Consider the following 18,543-nt stretch of genomic DNA (forward strand, 5'->3'; position numbering starts at 1 on the left):
AAATCACCTCTTAACTAATATATTTTTTATGAGCATCAATAACTTTAATGACCTCTTTGTAAAGCTGTGTAGCATTAAATTTGGTCAAATACCCATCAGCTCCAGCCTCTTTTCCATGAATCTCGCTAAACTCATTGCTAAGCGAAGAGTTAAAGATAATAGGAATATTTGCAAATCTTTTATCTTCTTTTAAGCTGGCTGCAAAGTGAAAACCGTCCATCTGAGGCATCTCTATATCGCTTATGATGACTTTTAAATTCTGATCTAAATCATCTTTATAAAGCGAATAAAGATCATTCATTTTCTCGATTCCTTCAGATCCGTCTTTTGCTTCAACTACTCTAAGACCCATCTTAGCAAGAGCGTCTCCAACTAGACGTCTAGCAGTTAAGCTATCATCTAGCACAAGAGCGATACCGCTTAATTGTCTCATTTCATCGATTTCCATCTCAATTTTTGGCTGATAAATTCCGAGCTCTTCAACTATGCTTTCTAAATCCAAAATCAAAAGAACTTCGTCATTTTCGATTCTAGTTACGCCTGTTATTTTTGACTTATCAAGCGTTCCGCTTCCTGCACCACCTGCAAAATTTGCCGGTTCTATATCTTTCCAGCTTATACGACGAATTCTTTTTGCTTCATGAACAATAAAACCTATAAAAATATCACTAAACTCTGCTATTATAACGCGCGGCTTTAATATGTTATCTCTTGGTTCTGCTATATTCATCCATTTGGCTAGATTTATAACAGGGATAACTACTCCACGTAGATCAAAAATCCCCTCGATATAATCTGGCACACCTGGAAGTTCGGTAAGATTTGGCATTTTGATAATCTCTTTAACCTTAGCAACATTCACTCCATAAATACCTTCATAGACCTTATCTTTGCCTTGCTTAAATATACGAAAATCAACAAGTTCCATCTCATTCGAACCCGTTTTAAGAATATTATCATCAAACATTTGGGCTCCTTACGATTTGAAATTTTATTTCATGGTCGTATTCTACTATAAAATACCTTTGTTCAGACGCAAAACAAGGTAAATTAATATAAATTTTATCTTCAATCTTTAAATTTACACCTTGGTGATAGTGACCTTCGATGATTTTTGAGGTTTGATAATTATGAATTTTAGCGCCTATCACAAAAGTAAAATCAATAATTTTATAATTTAGATTCTTATTTTCTTGTGCTTTTAAAATTGATTTTGAGATTTTAAATTTAAAAAATCCATCTATTTTATCCATCAACCATAAAAAAATCTTATTTCTAAGAGATCTTAAAACAAAAGTTTCAAACGGTTTTAAAAATATATCGCCGTGAGCAAGACTTATTTTTTCACCGTTTGCATTAAAAATTTGCGGCTGAGAGTAGATGTCAAATACTTTTAAATTTGGAAATATATTTTTTAGATTAAAATCGTGATTGCCTTCAAAATAATATATATCAATATCTTTACCAAGCTCATTTAAAAGCTCTATTTGCTCAGAATAAAATAGTTGTGAATATGTAGTATTAGCAAGAAAATCAAACATATCTCCCATTATAAAAAGCTGCGGCGGAGCCAGAATAGCTCCACTTTTCAAAGCCTTTAGGAAATTTAAAAAGCTTTTTTTATTTGCATTATCGTGAGCGTCCGCGATAAATAGTGCGCCGTCTAAAATTTCTTTCATATAGAATTGCCGACAAAAGGAAGTCCTAAACTCTCATCAAACCCAAACATCAAATTTGCATTTGCCAAAGCTTGACTAGAAGCGCCGCGAAGAAGATTGTCGATACTTGAGTTTATCCAGAGTTTACCGTTTTTATTTATCACAAAAATATCGCAAAAATGCGTTCCGCTTACAAATTTCGTATTAACTGGTTCGGTACGAATGCGGATAAACTTCTCATTTTTATAAAAATCTCTTAAAATTTGTAGTGGATCAATATCTTTAAACTCATCTTTAAGAAGCAAAAAACTACTCACTAACATTCCGCGAGTAAGAGGCACTAAATGCGGCACGAACATTATTTCGATATCATCTTTTAACCCGTTTTTGAGGTTTTTGTTTAGATGCTCTTTTATCTCATCACTGTGCCTATGAGTAAGAGGACTATAAGCATTTACATTTTCATTTACGCTTACAAAATGGCTAGTGGATTTTAGACTTTTTCCAGCACCGCTAAGACCACTTTTTGCGTCTATCATTACACCAAATTTAGGCTCTAGCATATCTACAAACGGTAGTAAAGCTAAAAGCGAACAAGTCGGATAGCATCCCGGATTTGCTATCAAATTTGCGGTTTTTATCAAGTCCCTATTTATCTCTACTAGTCCATAAACGGCTTCTTTTAACCCGCTTTTATCCAAATGCGGACAGTAATTTTTTTCATAATTTTCTAAGCTCACGCGGTAATCAGCAGAAAGATCAACTATCTTTACGTCTGAGCCTTTTAGCTCTTTTACTACCTTCATACCTTCAGTATGCGGAAGTGCTAAAAATACAAGTTTACAACGCTTTTTTACTTCATTTGTATCTGCGACTTCGACTTTTAAATTTAGCACGTTTTTAAGACTTGGAAACAGATCTTCAAGCTCATTTTGGCTAGTTGCTCCTGCATAAACTAGCTCAAAATTTGGATGATTTATCAAAAGCTTTACTAATTCAAGTCCGGTATATCCACTGATTCCTATTATGCCGACGCTTATTTTCATCTTCAACCTTAATCAAATTTGATCGGTTTATAGCATACCGAAACTATCTCTATCTCGCTTATTCCATTTGGTAAGCTTAAAGTTACATTATCGCCCTCACTTTTACCGATTAACTGTTTTGCAAGAGGCGTATTGATACTTATAAGACCCCTTTCAAGATTGCTTTCGCTGATTCCTACTATAGTATAAGTCGTTTCTAACTCGGTATCAACGTCCATTATGGTGATAGTAGATCCAAATTTTACTCTGTCGTGTTCGTATTCACTCGGGTTTATCACCTTTGCTCTGCTTAATATATCGCTAAGCTCGGCTATGCGGTTTTCTATGAAAGCCTGCTTCTCTCTTGCGGCGTGATACTCGGCGTTCTCTTTTAGATCTCCATGGCTTCTTGCTATATCGATCTCTTCAACGATGGCTGGTCTTTGGACGAGTTTTAGATCCTTTAACTCAGATGATAATTTTTCATAACCATATAGCGTCATCGGCTCTGTCATTTTGTCTCCTTTGAACCCATTTTTTAATGATTTTATCTAATTTTGGCTTAAAACCATATCAGCGACTATTTTAGCGCTTCCGTGTTTTAAATAGCTTCTAAGCTCACCACAAGCTCCTAGAAACTTACTTCTATCGCAATTTTTATACTCATCAAGTAAAGCTTTTTTGCTAACTTGCTCTTGGATCAACTCAACATTTAGTGCTTCTTTATCCATAAAATCGAACATTATATTTGCAAGGCCGACGTGTTTTAGTTTTACGAGTTTTCTAGCAATCCATATATCAATCGCTTTTGCTTTATAACAAAGCACAAACGGAGTTCCTATAAGAGCCGCTTCAAGAGTAGCGGTTCCCGAACAAACAAAGGCAAATTCGCTTTGTAAAAGAGCTGCGTGAGTGTCAAAAATTATTTGGAATTCGCTCACGTCTCCATAAATTTCATCTATATCATTCTTTAAATTCAGTGGTACTACTAGAAGCTTTTTATTGTTTAGGCTTGACGCAACCTCTTTGTATATAGGCATAAGTCTAGTTATCTCAGACTTTCTTGAGCCGGGTAAAAATGCTATAACTCCGCTATTTAAAAGCTCTTTTTTTTGTACTTTTATCTCATCAAGCAAAGGATGACCTACATAATATGAGCGCGAATAAAACGAAGCATCAAAAGGCAAGATAGAAGCTAAATTATCGCAGTATTTTTCTACTTTAGCCGCGCGTCCTCTTTTCCACGCCCAGACTTGAGGAAGTATGTAGTAAGTTACCTTGCATTTTAGCCCAGCTTCTTTTATGGCTTTTGCTAAAGGTAGGTTAAACGCAGGGCTATCGATCAATAAAACTTTATCGCAGTTTTTAGCAAGTTTAACCATCTGTTTTAAAGCTTTTTTAGCTTTAAAAATCAATGGTAAAATCTCTACAAACCCCATAGCTGAAAACTCTTTACTATCATAAAGCGGTTCACCGAATTTTTTATCGAAAATTCCGCAAATTTCAGTATCGCCAAGATATTTTAAAACCTCTTCTAAATGTAAATTTGCCGAAGCTTCAAGGCAAGAAACTAAAATTTTCATAAAAGGCATCCTATCTTTTTATTTCATTATATCAAAAATTTAAAAAGTTCGGATAAAATTAATGCAAAGGGGTCAAATTTGAAAGAAATTTTAATAACAAACGATGACGGTTTTGAAGCTTTAGGAATTAGAGCTTTAAGAAACGCTTTAAAAGACATCGCAAAAGTAACGGTAGTCGCTCCAAGCAGTGAAAAATCAGCTTGCGCACACTCTATAACATTAACTCGCCCACTCAGATTTATCCAGCTTGATGACGGTTTTTTTAAGCTTGATGACGCAACGCCGAGCGACTGCATATATCTTGCGCTTGAAACTATGTATAAACACAAAAAACCAGATCTTATAATAAGCGGTATAAATCACGGCGCAAATTTAGGCGAAGATATCACGTATTCAGGAACTTGCGGAGGCGCTATGGAAGGTACTTTGCAAGGCGTGGCGTCTATGGCGATATCTCTTTTATATAAAAACGATAGCATAGATAAATACGGTTTTGATTTAGCTTGTGAGATCAGTGCTAATATAGTAAAAAACATATTTGAAAATGGTTTCCCGCTAAATGGCAGAGAGTTTTTAAATTTAAATATTCCAGCAGTTCCAAAAAATGAGTACAAAGGGCTAAAAATAGTCCCAGCAGGTCATCAGGCGTACAACACAAACGCCGAACTTCATAGAAATCCAAGAGGGTTAGAGTATTACTGGTTAGGAACGCCGAATATACATTACCTTAAAGAAAATGATAACGAATGTGATTTAGCCGTTACTTTTGACGGATACGCGTCACTAACTCCCATAAAGCTTGATATGACCGCTCATCATAGTATAAATAGACTAAAGAGTTGGATATAATAATGCAGATTAATGATAGATTTACAAGAGCAAGATGGCTCTTTGGAGATAATTTTGAAAAATTAAGCAAAGCAAAAGTTCTTGTGTGCGGCTGTGGCGGTGTAGGCGGGGTATGTATAGACGCGCTGTATAGAAGCGGAGTAGTAAATTTAACAGTTATAGACTGCGATAAATTTGATATAACAAATCAAAACCGCCAAATAGGAAGCCAGTTTGTAGGAGAGCTAAAAGCGGACGTATTTACTAGGCTATATCCAGGTATTTTAGGGTTGAATTTAAAACTTACAAAAGAGATTGTAGAGGAATTCGATTTTTCTAAATTTGATGTTGTTATAGACTGCATAGATGATGTTCCAGCCAAAGTAGAAATAGCAAAAAAATGTCATAAAAAACTGCTTAGCTCAATGGGAGGAGCAAAAAGACTCGACCCTACAAGAATACAAGTAGCGAGTATTTGGAAAACAACAAATGATCCGTTTGCTAGAAAAATAAGATACGAGCTAAAAAAAGCCGGATTTAAAAACGACTACAAAGTTGTTTTTTCTACCGAAATGCCAAATTGCAAAGATCTTGGAAGTTTTATAGGCGTAACTGCGAGTTTTGGATTAAATTTAGCTAGTCTTTGCGTACAAAAGATAACTCATGCTTAATTTTTGGCAAAACTTTAAGCTTCTAGCAAATCCTACAAAAACGACACCTGATTTAAGCAGCGTAGCTGGAAGCTTGGCTGAGAGCGAATTTGCGATAGAACTAAGCAAAATAAAAAGAATATGCGTATTTAAAAATAAAAGAATAAAAGATTGTTTAGCAAGTCTGCACGAGATAGATTTCATCATACTTGATGGCAAAAAAATATATCTTATAGAGATAAAAAACTGGTCTGGAACAGTAAGTATAAATGAAAATGATGAATGGATACAAATAAATAAGCAAAAAATTATAAATCATTCAAATCCGCTTAAAAAATTACTTAGAAATACAACGTTTTTTGTAAATCATCTAAGATCTTCAGGCTTTGATTTAAGCGGCTATGAGATATATCCGCAAGTTGTTTTTATGAGTTCGAATTTAAAGTTTGATTCTGGATTTAAAAACAATATATATATCAAAAAAAGTAGGGAGTTTTTACATAGTTTAAATAGACGAGATAGGTTTTTTAAATTTAAAAAACCCGATCCAAATAGTCAAAAATTAGTAGAAATTCTAAGTTCGCTCACGGTCTGGTCTAGACTGCATCTCTATGGAGGAAGCGTACTTACTGGAAGCATCAGATACTTCGTGATAAACGGTAAAAAAACAAGACTTCCAAAACATTTTAGAGTAAATCACGAATTAAATTGGAATAGAAAAAAGCCTATAAGTTTTATAAATTCACTATTTGGAAGACGAAAAAAGCTGAAAATAAAATCTAAAATATTTAAAGTAAAACCGAATGATAGCGTAGCATTTTTACAAGCAGGAAAAAATAGAGTCGGATTAATTAAATTTGGAATAATAGAAAAAATAGTCAAAGACGATATTTCTTAAATATTTAAAGAACCTAAAAAGGTTCTTTAAACTCCTTGAGACATTGCGTTAGCCACTTCTGCCGAACTTGCTCTGATTTTTTGCATACAATCTTTAGCCTCTTTAGCTAATTCGACGCTTTGATTTACATCTTCTAATCCATCTTTTATACTTTGAACCACTTGTGAAGTAACATCTCTAATAGAACTAATAGTAGTTGATATCTCGCTTACAGAGTGTTCTGTTCTTTCGGCCAAACTTCTGACTTCATCGGCAACAACAGCAAATCCGCGTCCGTGGTCTCCGGCTCTTGCAGCTTCTATAGCCGCATTTAACGCTAATAAATTTGTCTGATCCGCGATATCGCTAATTGTTTGAATGATAGATTTGATTTCATCTGATTGTTGATTAAGCGACGCTACTAAAGTACTACTTTGAGACATCATATCTGCTATATTTTGTACGTTTGACACTGTATTTTCTATAACTCTATCTCCATCTTGAGTAAGATTATCATTTTCATCTGCCAAATCACTAATTAGTTTTAATTTTTCTTGATCTTTGATTACTTGTTCGCTTATATCAGTAGCAAATTTAATTACTTTATATATCTTTCCATCTTCATTTCTAACAGGATTATAACTAGCTTCTAAATATACGATTTTTCCACTCTTACCATATCTGACGTATTTTCCAGACTGGAACTCTCCGCTTCTTAATTTAGTCCAAAATCCCACATATTCTTTAGAGTTAGAAAAGCTAGAATCACAAAGCATACTATGATGCTTGTCTTTAATCTCGTCCAAAGTATAACCCATCGTACGCAAGAAGTTTTCGTTTGCATTAATTATAGTGCCATCTGGTCTAAATTCAATAATAGCCATAGAGCGATTTGCAGCATATAGTATTTTTAAGATCCATAAGCTCATAATGTCTAGTTGTGATATCATTTGCAAATTTTATAATTTTATATACTCTTCCATTTACATCTAAAATTGGTATATAATTTGCTTCTAGATAAATATCTTTGCCGCCTTTTGCGATTCTTCTAAATAGTCCGCTTTTTGACTTTCCGGCTCTCAAATCAATCCAAAAATTATCGTATTCCATAGATCTCACAACATCTGGAAGACAAAACATACTATGATGCTTGTCTTTAATCTCGTCCAAAGTATAACCCATCGTACGCAAGAAGTTTTCGTTTGCGTCGATTATAATTCCCTCTGTTGAAAATTCTATAACAGCCATCGTATGTTTAATGGCTCTTAATATATCTTGCAACTCCGTACAGTGTGTATCTGTTTGTTGAATTTGCTTTGCTTTTCCAAACATCTTCTACCCTTTCTAGTTAATTTTCATAAATAGTAAGATTGCAAAATAATAATGAAGTAAAAATAATAAAATTACAATAAAAAAATAATTATATTATAATATTATCTAATTTTTTTTATAGAACATTTAGATAATTTATATATATTAGATGGCTTAGTTTCACTAAAAACTTCACCTACTATGACATCACAACTACTCTTAGCATATTGTAAATCAAATTTTTGTCCATGGATATTTGCACTACTTGAATACGCCCAACCAAGCTCATCAAGAAATTTTGAATGAGGATGATCTTTTATAACTCTTATTGCTTTCGTGTTTGGATATATGAACGTAGTTTTCTTAGCTCTTCGTACAAGATTTTTGAATTTACACGGCACGCGAGTAAAGTTTTTCAACATTTCAAATTTACTTACGCAAATAAGACAAGGTTGATCTAATGGACGATTTTTAAGCTTATTTAACTCTTCTAAGTTTTGGCTTAAAAATCCGGCCGTCGTATCGGTTTGTGCTAAATAAATCATAAAAGAGTTATTCTAGCTCCTAAATTTGCAACGCCTTTATAAACTGCACTTGTTACTATGGCGTTTATGCCTGTTTTTGTGTACTGCGCGGCGTTTGACTCATTTATACCCCCAGCAGCTAAAATGATAGAATTCGGGAAATTCGCGTTTTTAAACTCTACTAAGTTTTGAACTTCGTCCACGCTCATTTTATCACACTGAACACCGTCGCTTCCGGCTTTTAAAGCAGCTTTTGCAAATTCTAAATCACTAGCTTCGACGATGATTTTTCTCTCGCAAAGTCTATTTTTAAATTTAGAGATATCAGATAAAAACTCATCTAAATTTATATAAGCATTTGTATGGTTTTCAAAAAACAAAACAGTGTCGCTAGGCCCCAGTCTATGAACTTTTGCTCCACCTTCAAGCGCCGCTTTTAAGCAGAGTTTTTTTGCAAACGGAAAAACTTTTCTAGTAACTAAAATTTCACAGTTTTGACTAATTTCTCTTACGCTTTTTAACATCAAATTTGCGCTAGTTGCGATACCACAAGCATACTCAAGTAAATTTTGAATAGTTTTATATGTAGCGTGAAGAGTGTTAAAATCTCCGATCACGCTTAAAATTTGAGTGCCGCTTCTAGCTTGCATAGAGTTTTTAAAATTCGAATAAAACTCAAGCTCTCTTACCTTGCAAATTTGACTCACCGCGTCTAAACAACTAAGCGTGATATCTTCTCTAGTAATTATGCAAAGTTTAGCTTTTGCTTGAACTTCCATAAGCTCGGTGGTAAGATCGTTAAAAGGAATATCGCTTTTTACAAGTTCTTCTAGCTCCGAATTACTAAATTTAATCATTTTTCTAGATACTCTTGCAAGCTTTTTACTTCCAAAGCTGCTTCGTTTGCACTTATGGATTTAGCTGCGACTAAAGCTGCGTTCATATTTGTAAAATACGGAATCTTAAATCTAAGCACGGCTTGGCGAATTTTATGTGCGTCGCTTGAGCTTGATTTATTATCGCTCGTATTTACCGCTAAGCTGACTTCGCCGTTTTTCAATTTATCTTCTATATTTGGACGACCTTCGCTTATCTTATAGACCATTTCGCACTCTATTGCTGCGTCTTTTAAGAATTTATACGTTCCACCAGTTGCTAGAACTACAAAACCAAGAGTAACAAACTCTTTTGCAAGCTCTATTCCTCTTTGTTTATCGGCGTCAGCTAAACTGATAAATACTTTTCCGCTGCTTGGAAGACTATTTTTTGCTGCGATCTGAGACTTAACAAAACTCTTTGCAAAACTATCGCTAATGCCCATAACTTCGCCGGTACTCTTCATCTCAGGACCTAAGATCAGATCGGCTCCGCTTAGTTTATTAAACGGAAATACGCTCTCTTTTACGCAAACTATATTTTTAATATTTGGTTTATATACGCTGCTGTTTTTTGTCACAACATCAAACTGATCATAGAATTTAAGAGCTTCGGGAAGATTCCCTTGCCACATAACTCTAGTTGCAACCTTTGCCATAGGAATGCCTGTAGCTTTGCTTACAAACGGTACCGTACGACTTGCACGCGGATTGACTTCGATAATATAAAGCTCATTTTGATACACTGCAAATTGTATATTCATAAGCCCGACTACGCCCAAATTCAAAGCGATATCTTTAGTGCAAATTTCAACTTGATTTATAATCTCTTTACTTAAATTTTGAGGCGGAAGTATACTCGCACTATCACCGCTATGAATTCCCGCTTCTTCTATATGCTCCATAATAGCGCCGATATAAACATTTTTACCATCACTTATAGCATCAACATCTAGCTCGGTAGCGTCTTGTAAAAATTTATCCAAAAGCACCGGAGAGTGATTGCTAACTTTTACGGCTTCGCTCATATATTCTTTGAGTTCACTTTCGCTATGTACTCTTCTCATAGCGCGTCCGCCTAAAACATAGCTAGGACGAACAAGAACCGGATATCCTATAACAGCGGCTTTTTGCACGGCTTCTGATTCGCTAGTTGCGGTATCGTTTTGCGGCTGTTTTACACCGATTTTGCTTATAAACTCGCTAAATTTCTTTCTATCTTCTGCAACGTCGATAACCCTAGCGCTAGTTCCGATTATCTTAGCGCCTATCATAGTAAGTCGCTTTGAAAATTTAAGTGGAGTTTGACCACCAAAATGCACTATAATGCCATCTGGTTGTTCTGCTTCTATCACGGCTCTTAAATGCTCAAAATCAATCGGTTCGAAATACAAAATATCACTAGTATCATAATCGGTCGAGACGGTTTCTGGATTACAGTTATACATTATCGTAGTAACGCCAAGATCGCGCAAAGCATAGCTCGCATGCACACAGCAGTAGTCAAACTCTATACCCTGACCTATTCGATTTGGACCGCCGCCGATGATAAGAACTTTTTTATTTTTATTTTCTACTTTTAAATTCGGTAAATTTGAAGTGATATTCGTACTGCTATAAAGATACGGAGTAAGAGCTTTAAACTCTCCTCCGCAAGTATCTACTTCTCTGTACTCTAAGTTGATTTTATGTTTTATTCTAGCGTAATATATATCGTTTTGACTAAGCTCGAGGTTGTCTTTTTCATTTATAAGCTGAGCAAGCATTTTATCACTAAAGCCCCAAGTTTTAGCTTTTCTTAGAAGATCTTTGTTATTCAAAATATCCATGTCAACGCTTTTTTCAAATTCGGTTATCTCATAAATTTGATTTAAAAACCACGGATCAATTTTGGTGAGCTCATAAACTTCATCTACACTTTTACCATTTCTAAAAGCTTGAGCAACGTAAAGAATTCTTTTTTCATGCGCATTTCTAAGACCGAAAATGAGCTTTTCCTCATCCAAGCTTAAAAAATTAAATCCGGCGTAATCTTTTTCTAAAGAACAAAGCGCTTTTTGGATGCTCTCTTTAAAGCTAGTTCCTATCGCCATTACTTCGCCCACACTTTTCATAGCCGTGCCTAAATACGGGTTTGAGCCAGGGAATTTTTCAAATGTAAATCTAGGAATTTTAGTAACTATATAGTCAATCACAGGCTCAAAGCTAGCAGGAGTACCTGTTATATCGTTTTTTATCTCATCAAGAGTAAATCCAACTGCAAGCATAGTAGCGACTTTGGCTATCGGATATCCAGTAGCTTTTGACGCAAGAGCGGAGCTTCTACTAACGCGCGGATTCATCTCGATCACGGTCATTCTGCCGTTTTTTGGATTTATAGCAAACTGAACATTGCTTCCGCCCGTATCTACACCGATTTCTCGTAAAATTTTAAAACTGGCGTCCCTCATATGCTGATACTCTTTATCCGTAAGAGTCAAAGCCGGAGCTACCGTGATACTATCTCCGGTATGTACGCCCATCGGATCAAAGTTCTCTATAGAACAGACTATTATACAGTTATCGTTTTTGTCTCTGATAACTTCCATCTCAAACTCTTTCCAGCCAAGCAAACTCTCTTCTATCAAAATCTCATTTATAGGACTTGCATCAATCCCTGCTTCGGCTAGATCTCTAAATTCGTCTATATTATAAGCTACGCCGCTTCCGGCGCCTCCAAGGGTATAACTAGCTCTTATGATAAGCGGAAATCCGATATCGCCGGCTGCGACCATAGCCTCTTCTATATTGTAAGCGTACATTGATTTTGGAAGATCCATACCTATCTTTAACATAGCTTCTTTAAATGCGACTCTATCTTCGCCTTTTTTGATTGCAGCCGGATTCGCACCTAGAAATTTGACGTTTCCAAGCATACTTGCTTCATGAAGCTCCATAGCTACATTTAGCGCTACTTGACCACCCATAGTAGGAAGTATAGCATCTACGTTCTCTTTTTTTATTATACGACTTATACTTTCTTTGGTTATCGGTTCTATATAAGTAGCGTCCGCAAAATCAGGATCGGTCATTATAGTAGCCGGATTTGAGTTTATAAGTACGACTCTATAGCCTAGTTCTTTTAACGTTTTAGCTGCTTGAGTTCCGCTATAGTCAAATTCACACGCCTGACCGATAACTATAGGACCGCTTCCTATAAGTAAAATTGTCTTAACATCTTCTCTTTTTGGCATTAATTTTCCTTTGTCACTACATACAGATATGATGGAACCTCTATTTTATTGTCAGGCTCAACTATTGCACTTTTATACAGATCTTGCTCTTTTATCTCAACTATTTTACCAACGGGTATTCCGCCAAAAAATATACCGTCAAGCCCGCTTGTATAAACTTCATCTCCTACTTTTGGATTTAACCACTGCGAAATGTATTTTATAACTATATTTTTATTATTTCCTTTTGCGATGCCTGAAATTTTATTTTCCCCTATAAATACCGAAAACATAGACTCGGGATCGGTCTGCAAAAGCCCTAAAGGTTTTCTATCTTTATTTACTACTATCCCGGCACTCCTACCTTTATATATAAGACCATAAATTTTATCTTCATTGAACTCTTTAAAATCCAACCATACTTTATTATAATCGCCCATATTTACATATGATAGCGCACTTACTAATTTTACTTCCGGAGCATAGATAGTTGAGTTTTTGTCACTTAAAATATTATTTAGCTCATAAGCAAACGCTGAAAGTAGAACAGCTGAACGCTCTAACTCTAAATTTTGAGCTCTTAAAGCTCTGATCTCTTCAGCTTGCCTAAAATGCTCTGTTATCTTGTCTTTTAAAAACCCTGTGAAATTTTGATAAAAGCCTATACTTGAACTAGTAGAATCTACAAAAAATCTTCTTGCATAGTCGCTAAAATAAAATGACACAAAAGTTAAACAACCGATTGTTAAAATAAATTTAATTTTATTCTTCATTCATAAGCTGCTGAAGTAAGCCTATCTCCTCTAATGCTTTTCCGGTTCCTTTAGCCACTGCTAAAAGCGGTTCATCTGCTACATAAACCGGAAGTTTTACGATATCGGCTAGATATCTATCCAGACCACGAATAAGCGCTCCACCGCCAGTTAGCACAACTCCGCGCTCAACTATATCTCCGGCTAGATCAGGCGGCATCATTTCTAAAACTGTTTTTAAAGCATCGGCTATCTCTTTTAATGGCTCTCTCATAGCCTCTCTAACATCTTCGCTCGTTAGTTCAACTCTGCTTAAAAGTCCGCCTACTTGATCTCTTCCTTTTACAACGATAGAAAGCTCTTTTGGAAGCTGAGTTGCCGAACCGACTTTTATTTTTATCTCTTCTCCGGTTCTTTCACCGATTAAAAGATTATACTTTTCTTTTATGTAATTTACTATACTAGAATCTATCTTATCGCCGGCCGTGCGGATACTTTTACTTATAACCAAACCCCCTAAAGATACAACCCCTATCTCGGTAGTTCCGCCGCCGATATCAACTACTAAACTTCCTTGCGGCTCTCTTATAGGTAAATTTGCTCCTATTGCAGCAGCCATAGGTTCTTCTATCAAAAATACCTCTCTTGCTCCTGCGCTCAAAGCACTTTCACGAACCGCTTTTCTTTCTACTTGAGTTAAACCGTAAGGCACGGATATAATTATACGAGGACGCAAAAAGCTTTTTCTTCTATGAGTTTTTTCTATAAAATACCTTATCATCTTTTCAGTCATATCAAAATCAGCTATCACGCCGTCTCTCATAGGGCGGATGGCTTCTATATCGCCCGGAGTTTTACCGACCATCTCTTTAGCATCATGACCTACAGCTAGTATTTTTTGCTTTCCATACTTTTCTCTTTGGACTGCTACCACACTCGGCTCATTTATAACAATACCTTTATCTTTGACTAAAACTAGCGTGTTTGCCGTACCAAGATCTATCCCCATATCGCTTGAAAAAAATCCAATAATCTGATCTAATATCATAATTTCCCTTCTTTTAGTTTTGTGCTTTGATTAATAATGGTTTTGCCTTGCCTATGGCAACGTCTTTTGAGATGATAACATCATATCCTTTAAGATCCGGAAGATTAAACATTATGTCCATCATAATATCTTCCATGATACTTCTAAGACCTCTTGCTCCTGTTTTACGATTTATAGCTTGTGTAGCAACCTCTTTTATAGCATCATTATCAAATTTTAAATTTGCGCCATCTATCGCAAATAATTTCTGATACTGTTTTAAAAGAGCATTTTTTGGTTCCGTTAAAATTTTTACCATATCATCGGTTGTTATCTCATTTAAAGTAGCAATAGCATGCAAACGTCCTATAAGCTCAGGGATAAGGCCAAAATGAACTAAATCATCTGGCTCAACTAAGCTTATTAAATTTTGCTTATCGTCGCGACCGCGTTTTATCTGACCAAATCCAAGAACATTTTTTCCTATTCTTCTTTCTATAATCTCATTTAACCCATCAAAAGCTCCGCCGCATACAAAAAGAATATTTGTTGTATCTATCTGAATAAAATCTTGATTTGGATGCTTTCTACCGCCTTTTGGAGGGATATTTACGGTACTTCCTTCTATTATTTTAAGAAGTGCTTGCTGAACTCCTTCGCCGCTTACATCGCGAGTTATAGAGCGATTTTCACCCATTCTTGCTATTTTATCTATCTCATCGACAAATACAACTCCTTGCTGAGCTCTTTGTACGTCTCCGCCAGCTGCGCTAAGTAGTTTTGTAAGGATATTTTCCACATCTTCGCCTACATATCCTGCCTCAGTTAAGCTCGTAGCATCACAAATCGCGATCGGCACATCTAAAAATCTAGCTAAAGTTTTCGCCATAAGAGTTTTACCGCTTCCTGTTGGACCTATAAGCAAGATATTTGATTTTGAAATTTCAGTATCATCTTCTATAGCATCTTGTTTAAATATCCTTTTATAATGGTTATAAACGCCTACGCTAAATACTTTTTTAGCTTTTTCTTGACCTATAACATAACTATCTAAAACATCTTTTAAAAGTTTTGGTGTTATATCTTTATAATCTTTACTTGTTTTTTCACTACTATTTAAACTTTTATCACCATGCACAGCAGCATATCCAGCATCAATGCAGTACTCGCATATAAAAGCGCTATCTGTTTCATTTGCTAGTAATTTTCTATCTTCGGCTTCACTCTCACCGCAAAAACTACATTTCCTAGCCATTAATATTTTCCTTTTTCAAGCGGAATTCCCCTTGTTGTATTTATTATAAACTCACACATTTTTTTTGCATATTCATTTGGATTTAAATTTAAAAGCTCCTGAGCTCTATCTTTTAATCCTCCACCGCTTCTAAATAAAAATTTATAAGCCTTATTTATCTCTTCAACAACTTCTTTATCAAATCTACGACGAATTCCTACTAAATTTAAACTTCTTATATAAGCCCTATTTCCCTCTGCTAAACAATACGGCACAACATCTTGAGACAAAGCCGAAGCGCCTGCTATCATACAGCTTTCACCTATTCTTACAAACTGATGAATAGGAGTAAGTCCTCCTACTACGCTAAAATCGCCTATTTCTACATGTCCTGCTAAAGTAGCGTTATTTGCTAATATAATATTATTCCCAAGTATGCAATCATGTGCGATATGCACATACGCCATTATAAAAACATTATCTCCTATACGAGTAATTCCATCGCCTTTATGCGTACCTGAGTTTATAGTACAAAACTCGCGTATAGTAGCATTTTTACCTATTATAACACCTGTATTTTCTTCTGGACGGTAACTAACGTCTTGTGGGGCGTCTCCTACTATAGCATAACTATAAATTTTGCTTCCGCTGCCAATTTTCGTATCGCCTATGATCCTAGCGCCTTGCTTTATAGTAACGCCGTCTCCTAAAACAACTTTGGAGCCTATAAAGGAGTATGGTTCTATAATGCAGCCTTCGCCTAAAATAGCGCCGTCTTCTATAACCGCTGTTGAATGAATACTCATATCGCGCCGCTACTTATCAACTATCATAGCTTTTAACTCAGCCTCAGCTACCAATTTATCGTCCACGTAGGCTTTCCCGTCTAAAACCCAAACATTTCCTTTATGTTTTAATACCTCTAAACGATACTCTAACTTATCTCCTGGCTTTACAGGATTTCTAAATTTAGCTCTATCGATACTCATAAAATATACGACTTTATTTTCTATGCTCAAACCGCTTGGATCTTCTGCACTTTTAAATGCCAAAATACCACCTGCTTGAGCCATTCCTTCTATTATCATAACACCTGGATATATCGGATGCCCAGGAAAATGTCCTTCAAAAATTTGTTCTGCGATAGTTATATTTTTATACGCATAAACACTTTTACCCGTTTCTAATTCACAAACTCTGTCTATTAACAAAAACGGATACCTATGTGGTAAAATTTTTTGAATTTCTACTACGTCTATCATAAATTTTGCCCTTACGTTGATATAAACTCCAAATTTTAGCAAAAATTAGCAAATAGTTAGATAAAACGAAATAAAAAAATCAAAATTTGTTTGTCGTTTAATTTTAATTATATATAAGCGTGCTTAATAAATTTAATATTTTTTTAAACTTTGCAGAATCAAGCAAGCAATTTGGAGAAATATTCTATCTTAAATTTAAATAAATAATGATATATCCATAGATACCGTATTTGCCGCTTCGCCTTTGGTTAGTAGCCAGCACATTTAGCCTAGCGTAATTTCGCAGCCAAACTGATTTCTTATATCGTCAGTTTCCTATATCGTAAACTCTACTGTAGCTCTTTGAATTTGAAATAATTTTATCTTGCGCTTTTGCATAATTTTCGCTTAGATAAGCTTCAAGCCCACCATCAAAATCATTGCCAAAGCTACGATCACCAAACCAAAAATGATTTTTTTTCGTACTCTCTCCTTTTTGAAATTCGTAAAATATATTTAATCAAATTTAAACTTCATTTAACTTTAATTTTTAAGGTTACTTTCTATTACTGTTGCGCATTGTAAATTTAAGCTGATTTTAGAGAGATAATTTAAATATTTAGCTTGCTAAAGATATAGATTTGCGCCTCAAAAAAAGTGCGCAAAATCTACAGAACAAGCTTTTCTATGCTTTGCGTATACATAACGCTATTTGCTCTAACCTCGAATTTGCCGATATTTATCTCATCAAGCACGATGATAGGAGAAAGAGAAAAATTACCACAAAGCCATTTGCGAATTTTTAACTCGCGCTTTAGCTTCGGCGGATTTGCCATAAGCTCCGAAACGCTCTTATAAAAAAATCCGCCAAGCTCGTTAAATTTAGCAAGACTAATAAGCTTTATATCGTCTTTATTTGTATTTAAAAGCTCTGAGTTCTCATTTACTTTAAATTTAACTAACTTCCTATTAAAATGCGAATAAAAAAGAAAATAACTAGGCAAAGTTACGCCATCAACGCAAACTTTTGCAAATTTTAAGCGATAATTTAAGATTTTTTCTCTTATCAGCTCAAATTCCAAACCATTTTTTTCATATTTTCTTACTTTTTTATATAGCTTTAAACGACTTTTTATAGATCCAAACTGAACTTGTCCACCAAGAGGTTCAAAAAGTTCATCTATGATTTCATTTTCTCTTTTTTGTGCACTCAATCCAAAAATGCAACCGCAGTAATTTTGATGATACAATTTATCGTTTTTAGCTAGTTCAAACTGCTTTGTAGTGCCGCCATTTTTGCGAAAATCCACAGCTATAGGCTCTAAGTTTGTACCAATAACTGCATTTTTTAATGCATTTTCTAACTGAGTAAAATCCTTTTTGGGGCTCATTAAAAGCGTTGTAGTTATCTTTTTACATCCTAACTCAACTGCTATTTGCGCCGATTTTCCCACACGAAAATCAAAACAATACTCGCACCTTTTTCCTTTTTCAGGCTCATTTTCAAGACCTTTTGTGCCCTTAAGCCAACTCTCGTAATCGTAATCTCCACAAATAAGTTTAACACCTAGCTTTTTACAACTTCTTTTTACGTCTTGATAACGCAACAAAAACTCACTATACGGATGGATATTTGGATCATAAAAGTAGCCTATGATGTTTTGGCTAGGATAGGCTTTTTTAAGCTCTTGTAAAAAGTAGTGACTATCAACACTGCAGCAGATATGAACTAGCAAAATTTGACCT

Annotated in this window: 19 protein-coding genes and 1 pseudogene; 3 read left to right on the plus strand and 17 right to left on the minus strand. The window is 35.1% G+C overall.

What is annotated here, in order from left to right:
- Positions 1-10: 10 nt before the first annotated feature.
- From RVY88_RS05415 to lpxB, 5 genes are read right to left on the minus strand one after another with little or no spacing between them, the layout of a single operon-like run.
- Entirely contained in the window at positions 11-967 is a 957-nt protein-coding gene (locus RVY88_RS05415; protein ID WP_002848452.1) for a chemotaxis protein, read from the minus strand.
- On the minus strand, positions 960-1,679 hold the full coding sequence (locus RVY88_RS05420; RefSeq protein ID WP_042960071.1) for a UDP-2,3-diacylglucosamine diphosphatase: 720 nt from the start codon (positions 1,677-1,679) through the stop codon (positions 960-962). Before RVY88_RS05420 ends, RVY88_RS05415 begins: the two co-directional genes overlap by 8 nt.
- The gene (gene argC, locus RVY88_RS05425; protein WP_002848450.1) at positions 1,676-2,704 is read right to left on the minus strand and encodes an N-acetyl-gamma-glutamyl-phosphate reductase; all 1,029 of its coding nucleotides are present in this window, start codon (positions 2,702-2,704) and stop codon (positions 1,676-1,678) included. Before argC ends, RVY88_RS05420 begins: the two co-directional genes overlap by 4 nt.
- 8 nt (positions 2,705-2,712) lie before the next feature.
- Positions 2,713-3,198 (minus strand): transcription elongation factor GreA, encoded by a 486-nt coding sequence (greA, locus tag RVY88_RS05430; protein ID WP_002848449.1) that lies wholly within the window; start codon positions 3,196-3,198, stop codon positions 2,713-2,715.
- Positions 3,199-3,234: 36 nt separating this feature from the next.
- The gene (lpxB, locus tag RVY88_RS05435; protein WP_042960070.1) at positions 3,235-4,266 is read right to left on the minus strand and encodes a lipid-A-disaccharide synthase; all 1,032 of its coding nucleotides are present in this window, start codon (positions 4,264-4,266) and stop codon (positions 3,235-3,237) included.
- Positions 4,267-4,344: 78 nt separating this feature from the next.
- Here lpxB and surE point away from each other — a divergent pair, with 78 nt between their 5' ends.
- The 3 genes from surE to RVY88_RS05450 are packed head-to-tail and all read left to right on the plus strand — an operon-like array spanning position 4,345 to position 6,642.
- Positions 4,345-5,115 (plus strand): 5'/3'-nucleotidase SurE, encoded by a 771-nt coding sequence (gene surE, locus RVY88_RS05440; RefSeq protein WP_162167094.1) that lies wholly within the window; start codon positions 4,345-4,347, stop codon positions 5,113-5,115.
- A 2-nt stretch (positions 5,116-5,117) separates the two neighbouring features.
- Complete coding sequence (locus tag RVY88_RS05445; protein WP_002848446.1) at positions 5,118-5,765, plus strand: ThiF family adenylyltransferase; 648 nt, start codon at positions 5,118-5,120, stop codon at positions 5,763-5,765.
- Entirely contained in the window at positions 5,758-6,642 is an 885-nt protein-coding gene (locus tag RVY88_RS05450) for a nuclease-related domain-containing protein (RefSeq protein WP_002848445.1), read from the plus strand. The genes RVY88_RS05445 and RVY88_RS05450 overlap by 8 nt, the downstream gene beginning before the upstream one ends.
- Before the next feature lie 26 nt (positions 6,643-6,668).
- Here the strand turns inward: RVY88_RS05450 and RVY88_RS09220 are convergent, their stop codons facing one another.
- The 12 genes and pseudogenes from RVY88_RS09220 to RVY88_RS05500 all read right to left on the minus strand — a co-directional run bounded on the left by RVY88_RS09220 (position 6,669) and on the right by RVY88_RS05500 (position 18,533).
- On the minus strand, positions 6,669-7,151 hold the full coding sequence (locus tag RVY88_RS09220; RefSeq protein WP_410494535.1) for a methyl-accepting chemotaxis protein: 483 nt from the start codon (positions 7,149-7,151) through the stop codon (positions 6,669-6,671).
- 99 nt (positions 7,152-7,250) lie between these two features.
- Positions 7,251-7,571, minus strand: a pseudogene (locus tag RVY88_RS09225) (PAS domain-containing protein); the annotation flags it as partial.
- On the minus strand, positions 7,492-7,953 hold the full coding sequence (locus RVY88_RS09230) for a PAS domain-containing protein (protein WP_410494534.1): 462 nt from the start codon (positions 7,951-7,953) through the stop codon (positions 7,492-7,494). The pseudogene RVY88_RS09225 and the gene RVY88_RS09230, both read right to left, overlap by 80 nt.
- 101 nt (positions 7,954-8,054) lie before the next feature.
- On the minus strand, positions 8,055-8,477 hold the full coding sequence (locus tag RVY88_RS05460) for a Sua5/YciO/YrdC/YwlC family protein (RefSeq protein ID WP_010400448.1): 423 nt from the start codon (positions 8,475-8,477) through the stop codon (positions 8,055-8,057).
- Positions 8,474-9,313, minus strand: a complete 840-nt coding sequence (locus tag RVY88_RS05465) for a molybdenum ABC transporter (protein ID WP_162167092.1) — start codon at positions 9,311-9,313, stop codon at positions 8,474-8,476. The genes RVY88_RS05460 and RVY88_RS05465 overlap by 4 nt, the downstream gene beginning before the upstream one ends.
- Entirely contained in the window at positions 9,310-12,564 is a 3,255-nt protein-coding gene (gene carB / locus RVY88_RS05470) for a carbamoyl-phosphate synthase large subunit (RefSeq protein ID WP_162167091.1), read from the minus strand. Before carB ends, RVY88_RS05465 begins: the two co-directional genes overlap by 4 nt.
- Complete coding sequence (gene mreC, locus RVY88_RS05475; RefSeq protein ID WP_162167090.1) at positions 12,564-13,316, minus strand: rod shape-determining protein MreC; 753 nt, start codon at positions 13,314-13,316, stop codon at positions 12,564-12,566. The genes carB and mreC overlap by 1 nt, the downstream gene beginning before the upstream one ends.
- Positions 13,306-14,343, minus strand: coding sequence for a rod shape-determining protein (locus RVY88_RS05480; RefSeq protein WP_002848440.1), 1,038 nt, complete (start codon positions 14,341-14,343; stop codon positions 13,306-13,308). The genes mreC and RVY88_RS05480 overlap by 11 nt, the downstream gene beginning before the upstream one ends.
- Positions 14,344-14,356: 13 nt before the next feature.
- A complete protein-coding gene (gene clpX / locus RVY88_RS05485; RefSeq protein WP_162167089.1) occupies positions 14,357-15,577 on the minus strand; it encodes an ATP-dependent Clp protease ATP-binding subunit ClpX in 1,221 nt (406 codons plus the stop codon).
- Positions 15,577-16,362 carry an acyl-ACP--UDP-N-acetylglucosamine O-acyltransferase gene (gene lpxA, locus RVY88_RS05490; RefSeq protein ID WP_002848437.1) on the minus strand — a complete coding sequence of 262 codons (786 nt, stop codon included), beginning with the start codon at positions 16,360-16,362 and terminating at the stop codon, positions 15,577-15,579. The genes clpX and lpxA overlap by 1 nt, the downstream gene beginning before the upstream one ends.
- A gap of 9 nt (positions 16,363-16,371) precedes the next feature.
- Complete coding sequence (gene fabZ, locus RVY88_RS05495) at positions 16,372-16,818, minus strand: 3-hydroxyacyl-ACP dehydratase FabZ (RefSeq protein WP_002848435.1); 447 nt, start codon at positions 16,816-16,818, stop codon at positions 16,372-16,374.
- Between the two features lie 647 nt (positions 16,819-17,465).
- Positions 17,466-18,533 carry an epoxyqueuosine reductase QueH gene (locus tag RVY88_RS05500; RefSeq protein ID WP_038452803.1) on the minus strand — a complete coding sequence of 356 codons (1,068 nt, stop codon included), beginning with the start codon at positions 18,531-18,533 and terminating at the stop codon, positions 17,466-17,468.
- Positions 18,534-18,543: the final 10 nt, after the last annotated feature.

The sequence above is a fragment of the Campylobacter sp. TJR-1 genome (assembly GCF_032840035.1).
Taxonomy (GTDB): domain Bacteria; phylum Campylobacterota; class Campylobacteria; order Campylobacterales; family Campylobacteraceae; genus Campylobacter; species Campylobacter fetus.